Raw genomic sequence first — 15,872 nt, forward strand, 5'->3', positions numbered from 1 at the left:
TATGCAGTATCGCTGTTAATTCTTCTTGAAGTTCAGCAGGTCTATCATCAGGTTAAATGCGTCCATAGCACTGGGACTGTTTAGTTTTAACGGTTTGATGATGTAGCCTGATACGCCCAGTCTTTCCGCCATGGTTTTGTCATCACGGTCGCCGGAAGTGGTCAGTATAAAACGCTTGATCTGCTTAAATTCCTGGCGCCCGCGCATATATTCCAGTACTTCAAACCCGTTCACCTTAGGCATGTTGATGTCGATCAGCATTACATCCGGCAATGGGCCGCTGCCTGAACTGATCTGTTCATCCAATAGCATAATTGCTTCCTCACCATTTTTTGCATTGGTCAGTTTGTAAAAGATATTCAATTTATCTAGTGAACGTTTAATGTCTATCACATCCAGCGTATCGTCTTCTACCAATAAAATATTGATCGGTTGCATTGTTACTCTTTTGACCAGGTGAACGAAAAGACAGAACCTTTCCCTGGCGATGAATTTACATTGATCTGTTGCTTCTTCATGTCGATGATTTTCTTGACTATTGCCAGTCCCACGCCCGTACTTTCGAAGCTGTCTCTGTCTTTTAAAGTCTGAAAAATAATAAAAATCCTTTGTTGGTAGTGCTTTGCAATACCATTTCCATTGTCTTCAATGAAAAATTCATAATAATCGGGCCATTCTTTATAATATACTTTAACGCTGGGAGCCGGCTTGTCATTGTGTTTGATGGCGTTACTGATCAGGTTGGAAAAGATCTGAAAGAGCCATAGTTTCTCGGCGTGAACCACAGGCAGATTGCTGATCTGTACCTGTGCATTGGCGGTATCAGGCAAATTTTCCACCACTTCTTTCACGAGGGCATTAAGTTGCACCTCTTCCTTTTCAATGTCCTGTTTGTCTGCTTTGGCATAGGAAAGCAGCCCTTCAATCAGGTTTTCAGCCCTGTGAACACGCCCTTTGATGATGCCCATATATTCATTCACCTTTGGTGTCAGCTCCTGTTGATGATCTTCTTCAATCCAGGACACAACGTTACTAATGCCTCTCAGCGGGCCTTTCAGGTCGTGGGACACGATCTGGGCGAACTGGTCCAGTTCCTCATTGGAGCGTTTTAACAGGGTAATATTCCTGGACAGTTCTTGCGACATATGGTTGAGGGCATTCCCGAGGGAGCTCAGTTCATCTTTACCAATGTCTTGAATGGTGACATCATAACGCCCGCCGGCAATATCGTTGGCCATATCTGTCATTACCCTGATACGCCTGGATATCTTTAAAGTAACAAAGATGATAATGAATAATCCTAGCACGATGGATGTGGAAGTCAGCAGTAAGGACAATCTGTTCGTGCGCGTCACAGAGGCTGCCAGCTCCTGTTTCCGGATCTCGCGCATGGCGTATTCTGAGGCGGAAAATGCTTTAAACTGTTCCTGCAGGGCCGTCTGGATGCTTCTTTCGTGACCGGAGGCAAACTTCTCCTTATATACCCTGTTAAAGGTATCCAGGTGCTGACGGCTGATGGCGGCGGACATTTTGGCCTGTTTCAATGGGTCTGTATATTCTTCCGTCCATTGGTCATTCAGCTCCCTGATGTGGGTAAGCATCCTGCTCTGGGCAGAATCGGTAATGAGTCCCGCCATTTCTTTTAAGAGCTGCTCGTTTTCAATATTGGCAGTATCATACGACTCCACGAACGACTTCTCGCCCGTTAGCAGGTAGCCCCTAAGCCCATTCACCATTGTCAGCAGATTCCGTTGAAACCTGCTGCTGTTACGCACCAGGTTGGTGGACCTGGTAAAGTAATCATTGTTCTCCATTACCGCATTCGACAGGCTGAAGTTGACGAAAGTCGTGATGGAAAACAGCACCAGGACGGACACAAATCCCAGAAATATGTAATGAGATATCTTCATTGTACCGGCAAGTCTAGTAAAAAAATGCTACAAGCCCAATTTTGAAGATGCAGGAGGAGAGGACCAAAACAGGACTATCCCGGAAAATAGCACGGCCGGCATAGCCCTCCGGTATAGTTTTGGTGGCATCCCTGGCAATGTCTGCACTGCTACATACATCCATTTCGTTGTGTGGCAGTGTATATAACGACGCTGTATCGTATGACGTGCTGGTAAAGGCTTATGTGCCGGGATGATGGTTTTATCGATATCTTGCGGCGTAGCCACCTGCCATTCGTCATTTCATGACGCACGTTATTGACTAAATTCATTAAGTTGAAATACGCCATTCAAGGCAATAAGGAAGCGATGAAGTAAACAGAAAACCTGAAATTGCCGGAGGCTTTACACAACAAACGATAAACCGCACAATACTGTCAAACTGAAACTGAAGCAAACTATGGATGACCAACTCAAAAACGGGGAGCATACCGGTACATCCCGGCGCTCTTTCCTGAAGAAATCCTCCCTGATCACCGCGCTGGCCCTAACGCCCGACACTGTGATCAAAGCCGCTGAGAAGGGCATTGATGAACAGATCGCATCGGCTATTGAAACAATGCCGCTGAATGTCACCATCAACGGGGTGAAACAAAGCGTCAGGATAGAACCACGTGTTACCTTACTGGACCTGCTGCGGGAACGTCTGCACCTGACCGGAACGAAAAAGGGATGCGACCACGGACAATGTGGCGCCTGCACCGTACATGTGGACGGCCAGCGGGTGAACTCCTGCCTGACCCTCGCCCTGACAACGGAAGGCCGGAACGTGACCACCATCGAAGGACTGGCAGATGGCGACAACCTGCATCCTATGCAGGAAGCTTTCCTGGAGCATGACGGTTTCCAGTGTGGATACTGTACACCCGGACAGATCATGTCTGCCGTATGCTGCATCCGGGAAGGGCATGCCAATACACCGGACGAAGTACGTGAATACATGAGTGGCAATATCTGCCGTTGCGGCGCCTATTCCAATATCGTAGATGCTATCATGGACGTAAAACAGGGAGGGAAAAAAGTATGAACCAGTTCAGTTATGTGAGGGTCACCTCCAAAGAATCTGCCATTGCGGCGATGGCAAAAGAGAAAACCGCTATGTTCCTGGCTGGCGGTACCAACCTTGTAGACCTGATGAAGAGTGGTGTAACAAGCCCGGAAAGGTTAGTAGACATTAACAGTGTTCCCCTGGCAACAATCGAAGAAACTAAAACCGGTCTCCGTATAGGTGCGCTGGCAAAAAATACTGCTGTGGCAGAAAATCCGCTTGTCGTCAAACACTTCCCGCTCTTATCGCAGGCCCTGAAAGCAGGCGCTTCTCCACAGCTGAGGAACATGGCCACTGTAGGTGGTAACATGATGCAGCGTACCCGTTGTCATTACTTCTACGACAGCGCATTGCCCTGTAATAAGCGTAGCCCCGGTTCCGGCTGTGGCGCCATAGGAGGTTTTAACAGGATGCACGCCATTTTTGGCGCCAGCGACAAATGCATTGCCGTACATCCCAGCGACATGTGCATTGCACTCACTGCCCTGGATGCAGTCATTACCGTGGCGGGGCCTAAAGGAGAACGGAAGATCCCCTTTGGAGATTTTCACCGTCTGCCGGGCGATACGCCTGAACAGGACAACAATCTCCAGCGGGGAGAGCTGATCATTGCTGTAGATATTCCTTTCAACCAGTTAGCGGAACATACGCATTACCTGAAAGTACGCGATCGTGCGTCCTATACATTTGCACTCGTGTCAGTAGGTGCTGCTATGCAGATCAAGGGTGGCAACATTGCCGACGTACGACTCGCCATGGGAGGTGTAGCGCATAAACCCTGGCGTTTGAAGGAAGCAGAGGCCTGGCTGAAAGGAAAGCCTGCCACAGAAGAGAACTTCCGCAAGGCGGCCAGTATGGCCATGACCAATGCGAAGTCGCAGGGAGGTAATGAATTCAAACTCACCCTAGCGCCCAACACCATAGTGGAAGCGCTTAAAACAGCTGCCGCGCAGGCATAACATCTTCTAAACGTTTAAAACCCACCATATGGGAATCGATAAAAAAAGTGAGCCGATCAACCGGGTAGATGGCAGGGCCAAAGTGACTGGTAAGGCGAAATACTTTGCAGAATTTGAAGTGCCGGGAGTTACTTTCTGTGTAATGGTGACCAGCCCTGTTACACGTGGTACCATTACAAGCATCAATACCAAAGCCGCCGAACGCGCACCCGGTGTACTGGCAGTATACACTCACCTGAACATGCCCGCCATCCCTGGCTGGGCAGATCAGGGCAACAACAGTAAACTTTCTTCCGGCGGAGAGCGATACCGCATGTTAGGCAGTAATAAAATACTCTTCAATGGTCAGCCTGTTGCTGTGGTCATTGCTGATACCCTGGAACGCGCGCAGCATGCCGCTTCCCTGGTAACAGCCACCTACAACAAAGCCGAACATCATACTGACCTGCTGAAGAACAAGGACAAAGCAGCGATGCCTCCCCGTTTGGGCGACTATACCCGCGGTAGTGATACCAACGCACACAATACTGCTCCCGTAGTGTTGAAGGCAGATTATACCGTTCCCATTGAAGTACACAATCCTATGGAGCTGGCAGGTATCCTCGCCTTCTGGGAAGGAGATGATAAACTCACCGTATATGCCAAAACGCAGGGTGTAAAATCCACCCAGCGCACGCTTGCCGGTGCATTTAAGATCGACGAGAAGAATATACAGGTACACTCCGAATTTGTAGGCGGAGGGTTTGGTATGGGCTTACGCACCTGGCCTCAGGAAGTAGTAGTAGCCGCCGCTGCCCGTGCACTGAAAAAGCCGGTGAAACTGGTGCTGACCCGCGATCAGATGTTCACGCTTGTAGGTTATCGTCCTTACACCATTCAGAATATCAGCATGGGCGCCACCCAGGATGGTCAGCTGACAGGTATTTACCATGAAGCTACCGCCGAAACTGCCAACTACGACGACTTTACCGAGGGTACCGTTGCCATGACCCGTTTCATGTATGCCTGCCCGAACGTAACTACTAAATACCGCATTGTTCCACTTGACAGAGGCGTACCTATCTGGATGCGTGGTCCCGGGGAAGCTACCGGCGCATTTGCACTGGAATCGGCTATTGATGAAATGGCATATAAAGTGAAGATGGACCCCCTGCAGTTCAGGCTGAAGAACTTTGCAGAAACTGACCCGGAAAAGAACAAACCCTTTTCCAGCAACAACCTGAAAGAAGCCTACCAGCTGGGCAGCGAAAAGATTGGCTGGGCCAAACGTAATCCCACCCCTGCATCCATGAAGGACGGCGAATGGCTGGTAGGTTATGGCATGAGTACCGGTGTATTCGGCGCTCATCGTGGTGAGTCTACCTGTCGTGCACAATTGAATGCCGATGGCACTTTACTACTACAGAGTGCTACCAGTGACATTGGTCCCGGCACCAGTACTGCCATGGTGCAGATCGCCCACGAGGTAACTGGTCTGCCTATAGAAAACATCCGCTTTGAACTCGGTAATGCCGCCTTCCCACCCTCCGGCAGCCAGGGTGGTTCTTCTACCGTATCTTCTGTAGGATCAGCCGTATTCGATGTGTGTACTGCCCTGAAAGGTATACTGACAGAAGCAGGACTGGCATTCGATAATGGCACTGTGAAGCCGGCTGCCGGTAAGTCAGACAGTTTGCAGCAGGTACTGTCGAAACAGAACAAGACTTTCTTCGAAGTAACAAAATCATCCAAGGGTGGTGCGGAGCTGGAGAAGTATTCCCTGTATTCTTTTTCCATTCACTTCGCAGAAGTGCGGGTACATCCTGCTACCGGTGTTGTAAGAGTGAAAAGAGTTGTAACAGTCGCTGATTCCGGCAGAATTGTAAGTCCCAAAACTGCAGCCAGTCAGATGATCGGCGGTGTAACCGGCGGTATCGGTATGGCGCTCACAGAAGAAGGTATCATCGACCACCGCTTCGGACGTTTTGTGAACAACAACCTGGCAGATTATCATGTGCCTGTAAGTGCCGACGTACCGCACATTGAGACGATCTTCATAGACAAGCCTGATCCGGTCACTAATCCGATGGGTTCGAAAGGTATGGGTGAAATCGCTCTGATCGGCTTCTCTGCTGCAGTCGCAAATGCTGTCTATCACGCTACCGGTAAGCGTATCCGGGAGCTTCCCATAACGCCGGATAAGATATTGTCTGCTTAATTTTTTAAGGCCTCCATATTCTGGGGGCCTTTCTTTTTGCCATTTCCGCCGATATTGACGCGTTGTCTGCTGCAAGTCTTCCCTGGCATATGCAGTTTCGGGAATGCTGTTCATCCGCCGTGTCAGACGTACCAGCTTTGCTTCAGTGTTCTAAGGCTTATGGAGTTTCTGTGGTGGTTGTTGTGTTTGTCGTCTGCTGCGGCTTCAGGTGGGACCACTGGCTGTAGTTCTTTGAAGCCGCTTGCTATTGGGCATATTCAATCGGGCGGGCATTAGGAATGCTATGAACCCACTGGTGCATCGTATCAGCGCCTGCTTCAAACAACTAAGGCCAGGGTCTCCACCCGAAGCCTTCCGCTGCCTTCGGGGGGCTGTGGTGGTATTGGGTTTCATTGTCAATAGGGATACTTTTATTACCGGAATCATCCCTCATTGACATGCCTATTATGCTTTTGACATGCTCTTACAGTGTTTTTATATTGTATTATATTAATCGTGTCTATAAGAGGCAAAAGGCAGAGTCGAAATTGTTGCCATATGTGAGCCATCCGGGGAGATCATATTTGTTGCCCAATACATCTTTTTAAGAGTATTAGGAGAACTTTTGGAGTGTGTCCGTTTCTTCTACACTTCTGTTTGTGGTGCATACGTTACCCATAAAACTAGTTGGGAGTCCGGCGGAGGGCTTCGGGTGGAGACCCTGGCCTTAGTTGTTTGAAGCCGGCCGACACGTCCTACCAGGGGTTAAATAGATATCCCACCGCTCCTCCGCTTGAAAATGCTCAATAGCACGCAGCTTCAAAGAACTCAGCCAGCGGTCCCACCTGAAGCCAGCAGCACCAAAACACAGCACCAAAACACAGCACCAAAACCCAACACCAAATCACACAAAACACAGCACCAAAATCAGAAACTCCAAAAACGCAAATGAAGCACCACATGTGCATATATTCCTCCCGAATTGTGGATAACTTTTACATCCCACCTCCTCCGACCATCAAAGACTAAAACCATGTCAAAGGCATGTTAAAGGCATGGATAAAGCATGTCATCGTGGCCCAATTTTGGCCATGCCAATAATTCAGACAAGCCCTTCTGTCAATCCCCTGAAATCCCCCCGCCGTGACAAAGAAACCGGAAAATCCCCCTGTGAAACAACAACGATAAAAATCGTAATTTCACAGATTGCCCAACCGCGAGGCGACAGGCAACGAAACGAGATATGCATACAATCAACGACGTCCACCAGCAATTTGCAGAATACTTCCAGATACCGGCGCTAAAGCCGTACGCCTACCTGCTTTCAAGAAAGCTGAGTGAAGGCCATATCTGCCTGCACCTGGGTAAACGTATTGAAAATAACGGAGAACTGCCCGCATTCTGCGACAATCTGCCGGTGGGTAGTAAGCAGTTACAACACATACCGCTGATAGCAAAGAATGGCAGTGATACGCAGCCATTTGTGCTGTACCAGGAACGGCTGTACCTGCAAAGGTACTTCCGGTATGAAACGATCTTCCTGCGCCGCATCCACCAGTTCCTCGCCACGGAAAAGACAGTGCTGCAGGAAAGACTGGACATGCTGGAAGCAAACCGCGCATTCATTAGCAGGCTGTTTGCCGCAGGGCCGGCATTCAAAGCAGACGGCGGCGATCCGGCAGACTGGCAACTCAGTGCTGCCGTAACAGGAGTGCTGAACAATTTCACGATCATCACCGGCGGCCCGGGTACCGGTAAGACCACTACTGTGGCGAAGATCCTGGCTATACTCTACAATCTCGATCCGTCTCTCAAAGTAGCACTCGCAGCTCCTACGGGGAAGGCCGCGGCACGTATGGCAGAGAGCCTGCGGAACACACAGCTGCCGGTGGATGAGACCATTACCGCACAGTTCCAGAGCCTGACACCGAGTACTATTCACCGGCTGCTGCGCTCCAAAAAAGATAGTCCGTACTTCGCATATAATGCAGAAAATCCACTCAACTTCGATGTCGTTATCGTGGATGAATGCTCGATGATCGACGTAGCCTTGTTTGCCAAACTGCTGGACGCTATTGGTGCAGGAACAAGACTGATACTATTGGGCGACAAAGATCAGCTGGCCTCCGTAGAGGCAGGTAGCTTGTTCGGCGATCTTTGTCAGGCACAGGATGCACTGAACCTTTTTACGGCCGGCAGGCTGGCACTGATCAATTCCTTTATTGCCGATGAACAAAGGAAACTGCCGGTTACACAGGTGAAAGAAGGCGACACACATCCGCTTTTCCAACACCTGGTAGAACTGCGTCGTAGTCACCGGTTCAGCGGAGAAAAAGGGATCGGTAAGTTCAGTAAGGCGATCATCGCTAATGACCGGACGGCGATACAAAGCTTCCTGACGCCGGGAGCCGATGAACAGGTCGTCATCGATCAGACGTATTCAAAAGAATTGTTCAGGGATTTTGTATCAGGTTACAGCGCGTTTATTGTGGAGAATGATATCCGTGCAGCGCTGCAACTGTTGAATGATCTTCGTGTGCTGTGTGCGATCAGGGAAGGAGAGGAAGGGCTGTACGCTATCAACAGGGCTATTGAAAAGATCCTGCATGATAAAAGGCTGATCCGTGTAAATGCAGACTTTTATGAGAACCGTCCCATTATCCTGACGCGTAACTATTACGAACATGGCCTTTTTAACGGCGATACGGGCATTATTCGCCCGGATGAAGATGGAGTGCTCATGGCATGGTTTGAGGACAGTAACGGGGAGCTGAAGGCTATTCTGCCCGGGTATCTAACGGAGGCAGAAACCGTATTTGCCATGACCATCCATAAAAGCCAGGGATCAGAATTTAAAGAAGTGATGGTGATCCTGCCAAAAGCGAAGGATGTGCCCATCCTGACACGGGAATTATTGTATACCGGTGTTACCAGGGCAAAACAGAAAGTGTATGTGCAGGCATCAGCGGACGTGCTGACGCTGACAGCAGAACGCTTCGTGGAAAGAGCTTCGGGTATCGGTCAGCGTTTTACGGATGACCATCCCTGACAATTGAATAACACTTATGGCACTATATCTGAAAGTGTCCAATTCCCTGGAGGTACTCTCCATGGGATTGGCACAGGAACTTAAAGCTTCTCACAGCCGGGTGTTTGAACAACATCTCATCGTTACACAGACGGAGGGTATGAACAACTGGCTGAAACTGCAGATGGCGGAATACCTCGGTATTGCCGCCAATTGCCGTTTCCTTAAACCGAATGACCTCATCCATCAGATCTATTTCCTGATGGATGGCCACTATACTGAAATGCTTTCCGGCAGGAACCTTACCTGGCTGCTCTACAAACTGCTGGGAGAAGACGCCTTCCGCGAAACTTATCCCGCCGTGGCTACTTATTATCACAATACTGAACCGGATAGCGACCTGAAACGAATGGCGCTGGCTGAAAGAACAGCTGACCTTTTTGACCAGTACCAGATCTATCGCCCGGAGATGATCCGTGAGTGGAATGAACAGGCCGAAGATCCGCTGGCAAAGATGGACTGGCAACAATACCTCTGGGGCAAAGCCAAGAAAGTATCAGGTAATACGCTGCCGGATAAAACGATCGTCGGACAACACATCCTCGATATGCTGAAGAATCCTGATCAACAGGCCCTGCTGGCGGAGCGTATGAGTACCGTACATCTCTTCGGCCTTTCCATCATCACAGCATATCACGTGCAGATACTGCATGAACTGTCTGCTTTTATTGATGTTCATTTCCATATTATCAACCCGTCGCCGGAGCTTTACTGGTTTGAAGATAAGAGTGAGAAACAGCAGGCCCGCTGGCGGTTAAAAGGCCGTCCGCTGCTCGAGTCAGACGTGGCGGGTAATCCGCTGCTGATGGGCTGGGGCCGGGTAGTACAGGATACCTTCGGGCTCTTCTTCCAGTATGATGCTTTTATCAATGCCTACGACAGCGAAGGAGTAGTAGTACCGGAACCGGATACCTTGCTGAATAAGATCCAGCATGATATTTTTAACAATGCCAATGAGAACAGGAACCGCATCTTCCCCGAAGATATTGAAGATGGGTCCATCACTATCAATAACTGTTATACCGTTGCCCGTGAAGTGGAAGTATTGTACAACTACCTGGTGCATCTGATAGACAGAAAAAAAGAGACATTGTCGCCCCGTGATATCGTAGTCATGGTGAGGGATATTGATGCCTATGCGCCCTACATTAAAGCGATCTTCAATAACGCTCCTTATAAATTCCGCTACACGATAGCGGACGAAAGTTACGCAGACAGCGATAACCTCTTCAATGCACTGCATGCCATCCTACGGTTGAATGAAGAGAACTTTAAGGCGGAAGAGGTGTTGCAGCTGCTGGATTCATCCTATATCAGGAAACGTTTCGGAATCAATAATGTGCCATTGGTACGTTCCGTAGTAGATCAGGCAAATATCCGTTTCGGCATACATGGCGCGAAGGAAGATGAAACCTTCCTGGTGAGCTGGAAATATGGTATCAGGCGGATCATGTTCGGCATCTGTATGAGCGGTGGTGAAGAATATGGTAAAGGTGATGACAGTTTCTTCCCGCTCGATATCCTGGAAGGCAGTGATAGCCTGGAAGTGATACGTTTCTGTCACTTCGCCGAGGTATTGATCACAGCTGTGGAAGAGCGTAAGAAGGAACGCAGTATCAGCGGCTGGGTGGAGTATATAGAAAACCTGCTGCACAACATGGTGTACGAGCCCGATGAAGAAGTGGATGAAGACTATAACACGCTGATGCAGCAGCTGGCAGACTATAACCTGCTGAATGAATATATGAGTGATACCGTGACGTTTGATGTGTTCAGTCACAGTTTCCTGCAAACGCTGACGGGTACTACCCGCACAGGCCTGTTTGTGAATGGCGGTATCACCTTCTGCTCGCTGATCCCCATGCGTAGTATTCCTTTCAGGGTGGTAGCTATGCTGGGACTGGATTACGATAAGTTTCCCCGTCGGGAGCAGCCCATTGGTTTTAACCTGATGGAGAAGAATAAACAACGGGGCGACCGTAACGTAAAGGATAACGATAAACACCTTTTCCTGGAAACAGTATTGTCGGCCCGTCAGTACTTATACATCAGTTATGTGGGACAGAGCGCCAAAGACAATAGCCGTATGCCCCCTTCCGCACTGGTGGATGAACTGCTGGACTATATAGAAACCGGTACGGATGAACCGGACCTGGTGCGAAGTCAACTGGTGACCCGGCAACCCTTACAGGGCTTTAGCAGGAAGTATATGACGGGAGATGAACGCTTGTACAGTTACCTGAATACAACCGTGCCGGAGCGACCCATTACACGGGCCGGTAAGGTGATGGAGCCGCTGGTACTGGAAGAGGTAGACCTGGATGAACTGGTACGCTTCTTTAAAAATCCTTTCAAAGCATACTATAACAAAGTATTAGGCATCTACTATAACGATGAGCAGGTATTGCTGAATGAAACAGAGATCTTTCACCTGGACAGTCTGCAGAAGTGGAACCTGAAGAATGAGTTGCTGCAGATGGATGCGAATGCCATCGCTAATATGAAGATCCGCCTGGTGAAGACTGGCAGACTGCCCTTGAAGAATATGGCATATGTAGCTTTGCAGCAGATTGAATCGGAAGTACAGCCCGTGCGGGATAAGTACAGGACCTGTATCAATGGTGCTGAGGAGCAATCCGTACAGGTGAACCTGGACATAGAAGGGACCTTGCTGAAAGGTACTATTCACAGCGTGTTCGATGGTAAACTGGTGCAGGTGTCGTGGTCGAAACGGGAGGATAAATACCTGATAGAGGCATATATCCGTTATCTCGCAGGCAGAGCAGCAGGCGTGCTGACAGGCATGTGTTTCATTTCAGGAGCCAGTAAGCAGGAGGCCTTTGAGGCAATGCCACTGGAGCAGGATGAGGCATTAAGAAGATTAACAGCATTAATGGATATATTCAGGGATGGTTTTGAACGTATCACACCATTCTATCCTGACTTTGATATTAAACCTGCAGATGTGGCAGACCTGGACTTCGGCAAGTTTGTGAAGAAGGTGGATAAGGCCCTGGACAAAGGAGACGATCGTACAGTAGATCCTTATATTTTCCGCGAATATGAAAACGGCTTCTTCAGTGATGAAGCCACACTGGATACTTATAAGATCATCTGCGCGCATGTACTGCTGCCGCTGGCAGAATTGATACCGGGTTATTACAATTAATACAGGCAAGAACACAATGACTGAACATATTAACTACCAGTATTTTGACGCAGGTACTGTGCCACTTCAGGATAGCAACCTGATAGAGGCCAGTGCAGGTACAGGAAAAACGTATTCCATCGCCATTCTTGTATTGAGGCTGGTGTTGGAAAATGCATTGTCTGTAAAAGAGATCCTGATGGTGACCTTTACAAAGGCTGCTGTCGCTGAGTTGGAAGAGCGTATCCGGATGTTTGTGCGGAATGCTTACAAGGCCAGTCAGGGTCTGGAAATAAAGGACGACAACATCCTGCGGCTGGTAGAAGAAGCAGTTGAGCGTAATGGCCTGGAACAGGTACAGCAGCAGTTGAAAGACGCGGTATTGTTCCTCGACGAAACAGCGGTATTGACAATACACAGTTTCTGCCAGAAGACATTGAACGAATTCGCCTTTGAAACCGATCAGCTGTTTGGTGCAGAGATGATACAGGATACCCGCACGCTGATAGAGAAAGAAGTACAGAAGTTCTGGCGCAAATATGTGACTACCCTGCACATCCGCCTGCTGGAAAAGATCTGGGAACCAGGCATGATGCCTGGTATCACAACTGCGCTCAATGAGCATATGGGAGGTAAGCGCTATTTCGCCTACGAACCAGGTAAAAGATATCAGATCAAAGCAAAGGAACAGGAGGAGTGGTTACAGCAGCTGGATGCGGTGGATGACAGGAGAGATGCGGCTGAAAAGGAGCTGACGACCTTTGTGAAGGATAATATAGACCGGCTGAAAGCATTGTGTGAAGGCAATCAGTACGCGAAGAAAGCGCTCCTGCCATGTGTCGATGATCCGGCGCAATTCATTGGTGTTATAAAGGAAAAGCGTAGCTCTGCAGGGTACATCGCCAAATTGTTCCCCGATCTGCTGGAACGCCTGGATAAAGTAGCCGCCCTGGATGAAGAACGTAAAGGCATCGTGCAGCAGGTGATCAGCCGCTTGTATTGTTTTGCGATAGAGGAAATTGCAGCAGGCGTTAAAGGTTATAAGAAACGTAATAACCTGCTGAGCTATGATGACATGATCACTAACCTGCACCGCTCACTGGTGGAAAAGAATAATCCGCAATTAGTGAAGGTGCTGCAGGAAAAATATAAGGCAGTATTTGTGGACGAGTTCCAGGATACAGACAGGATGCAATATGAGATCTTCGAGAAGGCATTCGGCACAGACACTATCCTGTTTTATATCGGCGACCCTAAACAGAGTATCTATGCATGGCGTAAAGCCGACATCTTTACCTATTTTAAGGCCAGAGCCAGCGTGCAGCATGTGTATGGTATGAACCATAACTTCCGCTCCTCTGAGCCGTTTATAGCGGCGATGAATACCTTCTTCCTGCCGGTGCCGGATTTCGATACTTTCTATTTCAATGGGGAAGGGAATGCGATCAACTACATTGAAGTGGAGAGTCCCGAAAGGAATACAAAAGGGCGTTTATTCAGAGGCGAAGAAGCAGATGTACCTATCACGGTTTTTAATGCTTCCAACAGCAATGAACTGACCGAAAGTGTAGCGGCACAGGTAGCTTTGCTGTTGAGAAGCGGGGAATATACTATCGGGAATGAAGAGAACCGACGCCCTGTCAAACCTTCTGATATTGGTATACTGGTGCGTACCGGCAGACAGGGAAGGGAAGTGAAGGCCCAGTTGGCGAAACTGGGAGTACCTGCTGTAACGGTAGATGACGCCAGGGTTTTACAATCCGAAGAGGCTACCTATCTCTTATACCTGCTGGAAGCAATGCTGGAGCCAAACAGATCTTCTATCAACCGGGCCTTATTGTCGCCTTTTACGAATCTCAAACTGGAAGATGTGCTCCTGCTGGATGATGAAGTTACACTGGCTTTTTTTGGCAACTACAAGAACCGCTGGCAGCAGGATGGTATTTATACTGCCATGATGGACTTCATTACAGACTTTAATGTTCGTAACATATTACTGCACGCACATACAGAAAGCGGGGAACGTGTTATTTCCAACCTGTTTCAACTAACAGAGCTGGTGCATCAGATCCAGAGCCGTAAGAATTTATCGATGACGGAACTGGTATCATGGCTGAAACGGGGAATAGATGGTATGGCCACAGAAGGAGATGAATATGAGCAGCGGGTGGAAAGTGATGAAGAAGCGGTGAATATTGTGACCATTCACAAGAGTAAAGGCCTGGAATATAAGATCGTCATGGCCCCCTTCCTTGATTTTGTGGAGAACAAGCACGCTGAGTTCTTCAGCTTCCGTGATCCTGTTACGGGCGATTATGTGGGGGTAGAAAAGAAACGTATGACGGATGAACAGCGTAGCTCCTATGCCCGTCAGGCAGAGCAGGAGAACAGACGTCTGTTGTATGTTGCCATCACCCGTGGTGTATATAAGTGTTTTGTATTCCGTAATAACAGCAAGTACTATAGCAATTCCACCTTATTGACCTTTCTGCAGGCGCTGATAGCCGCAGCGCCGCCTCCCGATATTATAAAGTTTGAGCAGGACCTGCCGGTAGCGCCGGAACAGGATGCGAACCGGAATACCGGAGCAGTGGCGAATACCGGTACAGACGTACCTGTCAGGTTTGTGCTGAAAGAGCAGAACTGGCGGAAGATGAGTTATACCATGCTGGCAGCAAAAGCTGAACAGAGCCTGAAAGGACGTCCTCTGCAGCAGGAAGATCCATATGAGACATTCATCTTCCATACGCTGAAGAGAGGTGCGAAGACAGGTAACTTGTTGCACTTCCTGTTCGAGAACATCAACTTCTCTGAAGATAGCCGCTGGGAGAAATGGCTGACAGAAACCATCCGCCGCTTTGTACCGGGGCAGCAGGAAATATACGCACCTATGCTGCGCCAGCTGCTGGAACATGTGTTACATACCGACATCCATGTAGGAGGACAAACCTTCCCGCTGTCAGCCGTTGTATGGCATAAACGTATCCCGGAATTCGAGTTCGACTTCCCTGTGTCAGCCTTCTTTCCTGATATGTTGAATGGTCTTTCTGACGACAGGACCAGCGTGATCGTTCGCCGTTTCCATGAGCATGGCAGTCATGAGCTGGAAGGGATCATGAATGGTAAAATGGACCTCTTCTTTGAGCATGAAGGAAAATTTTACATCCTTGACTGGAAATCCAATTACCTGGGCGACTCACCGGCAGACTATGCGCCGGCTGCTTTGTCTGTCGCCATGAATGAGAACAACTATCACCTGCAATACCTCATCTATACACTGGCAGCGAAGAAGTATTTAGAAAGCCGCCTGCATGCATTTAACTACGAAAAGCAGTTTGGTGGCGTGATCTACTGTTTCGTAAGAGGGATCAGAAAAGGGCAGCCTACCGGCATTTTTACCAGTAAGCCACCCTTGACGAAAATATTGCAGCTGGAGAATAGCCTGTCGCCCAATATCAATAAAAAACAGCCACCACAGCAAAAGCTGTTTGATATCTATTAAAC

The 15,872-nt window shown here is 48.8% G+C and carries 8 protein-coding genes; 6 read left to right on the top strand and 2 right to left on the bottom strand.

Annotated features, from left to right (window positions below; genetic code table 11):
- Positions 1–15: 15 nt before the first annotated feature.
- Entirely contained in the window at positions 16–438 is a 423-nt protein-coding gene (locus L3C95_RS06870) for a response regulator (RefSeq protein ID WP_236386079.1), read from the bottom strand.
- A gap of 2 nt (positions 439–440) precedes the next feature.
- Entirely contained in the window at positions 441–1,910 is a 1,470-nt protein-coding gene (locus L3C95_RS06875) for a sensor histidine kinase (protein WP_236386080.1), read from the bottom strand.
- Positions 1,911–2,349: 439 nt separating this feature from the next.
- Between L3C95_RS06875 and L3C95_RS06880 the strand changes: the two genes are divergently transcribed.
- The 6 genes from L3C95_RS06880 to recB all read left to right on the top strand — a co-directional run bounded on the left by L3C95_RS06880 (position 2,350) and on the right by recB (position 15,870).
- Complete coding sequence (locus L3C95_RS06880; protein ID WP_236386081.1) at positions 2,350–2,976, top strand: (2Fe-2S)-binding protein; 627 nt, start codon at positions 2,350–2,352, stop codon at positions 2,974–2,976.
- Entirely contained in the window at positions 2,973–3,956 is a 984-nt protein-coding gene (locus tag L3C95_RS06885; RefSeq protein WP_236386082.1) for an FAD binding domain-containing protein, read from the top strand. Before L3C95_RS06880 ends, L3C95_RS06885 begins: the two co-directional genes overlap by 4 nt.
- Positions 3,957–3,984: 28 nt before the next feature.
- Positions 3,985–6,153 (top strand): xanthine dehydrogenase family protein molybdopterin-binding subunit, encoded by a 2,169-nt coding sequence (locus L3C95_RS06890; RefSeq protein ID WP_236386083.1) that lies wholly within the window; start codon positions 3,985–3,987, stop codon positions 6,151–6,153.
- Between the two features lie 1,222 nt (positions 6,154–7,375).
- Positions 7,376–9,181 (top strand): exodeoxyribonuclease V subunit alpha, encoded by a 1,806-nt coding sequence (recD, locus tag L3C95_RS06895; protein WP_236386084.1) that lies wholly within the window; start codon positions 7,376–7,378, stop codon positions 9,179–9,181.
- A gap of 16 nt (positions 9,182–9,197) precedes the next feature.
- Positions 9,198–12,389 (top strand): exodeoxyribonuclease V subunit gamma, encoded by a 3,192-nt coding sequence (recC, locus tag L3C95_RS06900; RefSeq protein WP_236386085.1) that lies wholly within the window; start codon positions 9,198–9,200, stop codon positions 12,387–12,389.
- A 16-nt stretch (positions 12,390–12,405) separates the two neighbouring features.
- Positions 12,406–15,870, top strand: coding sequence for an exodeoxyribonuclease V subunit beta (gene recB, locus L3C95_RS06905; RefSeq protein WP_236386086.1), 3,465 nt, complete (start codon positions 12,406–12,408; stop codon positions 15,868–15,870).
- Positions 15,871–15,872 lie beyond the last annotated feature (2 nt).

It is taken from the genome of Chitinophaga filiformis, assembly GCF_021646545.1.
GTDB classification, from domain to species: Bacteria; Bacteroidota; Bacteroidia; order Chitinophagales; family Chitinophagaceae; genus Chitinophaga; species Chitinophaga filiformis_A.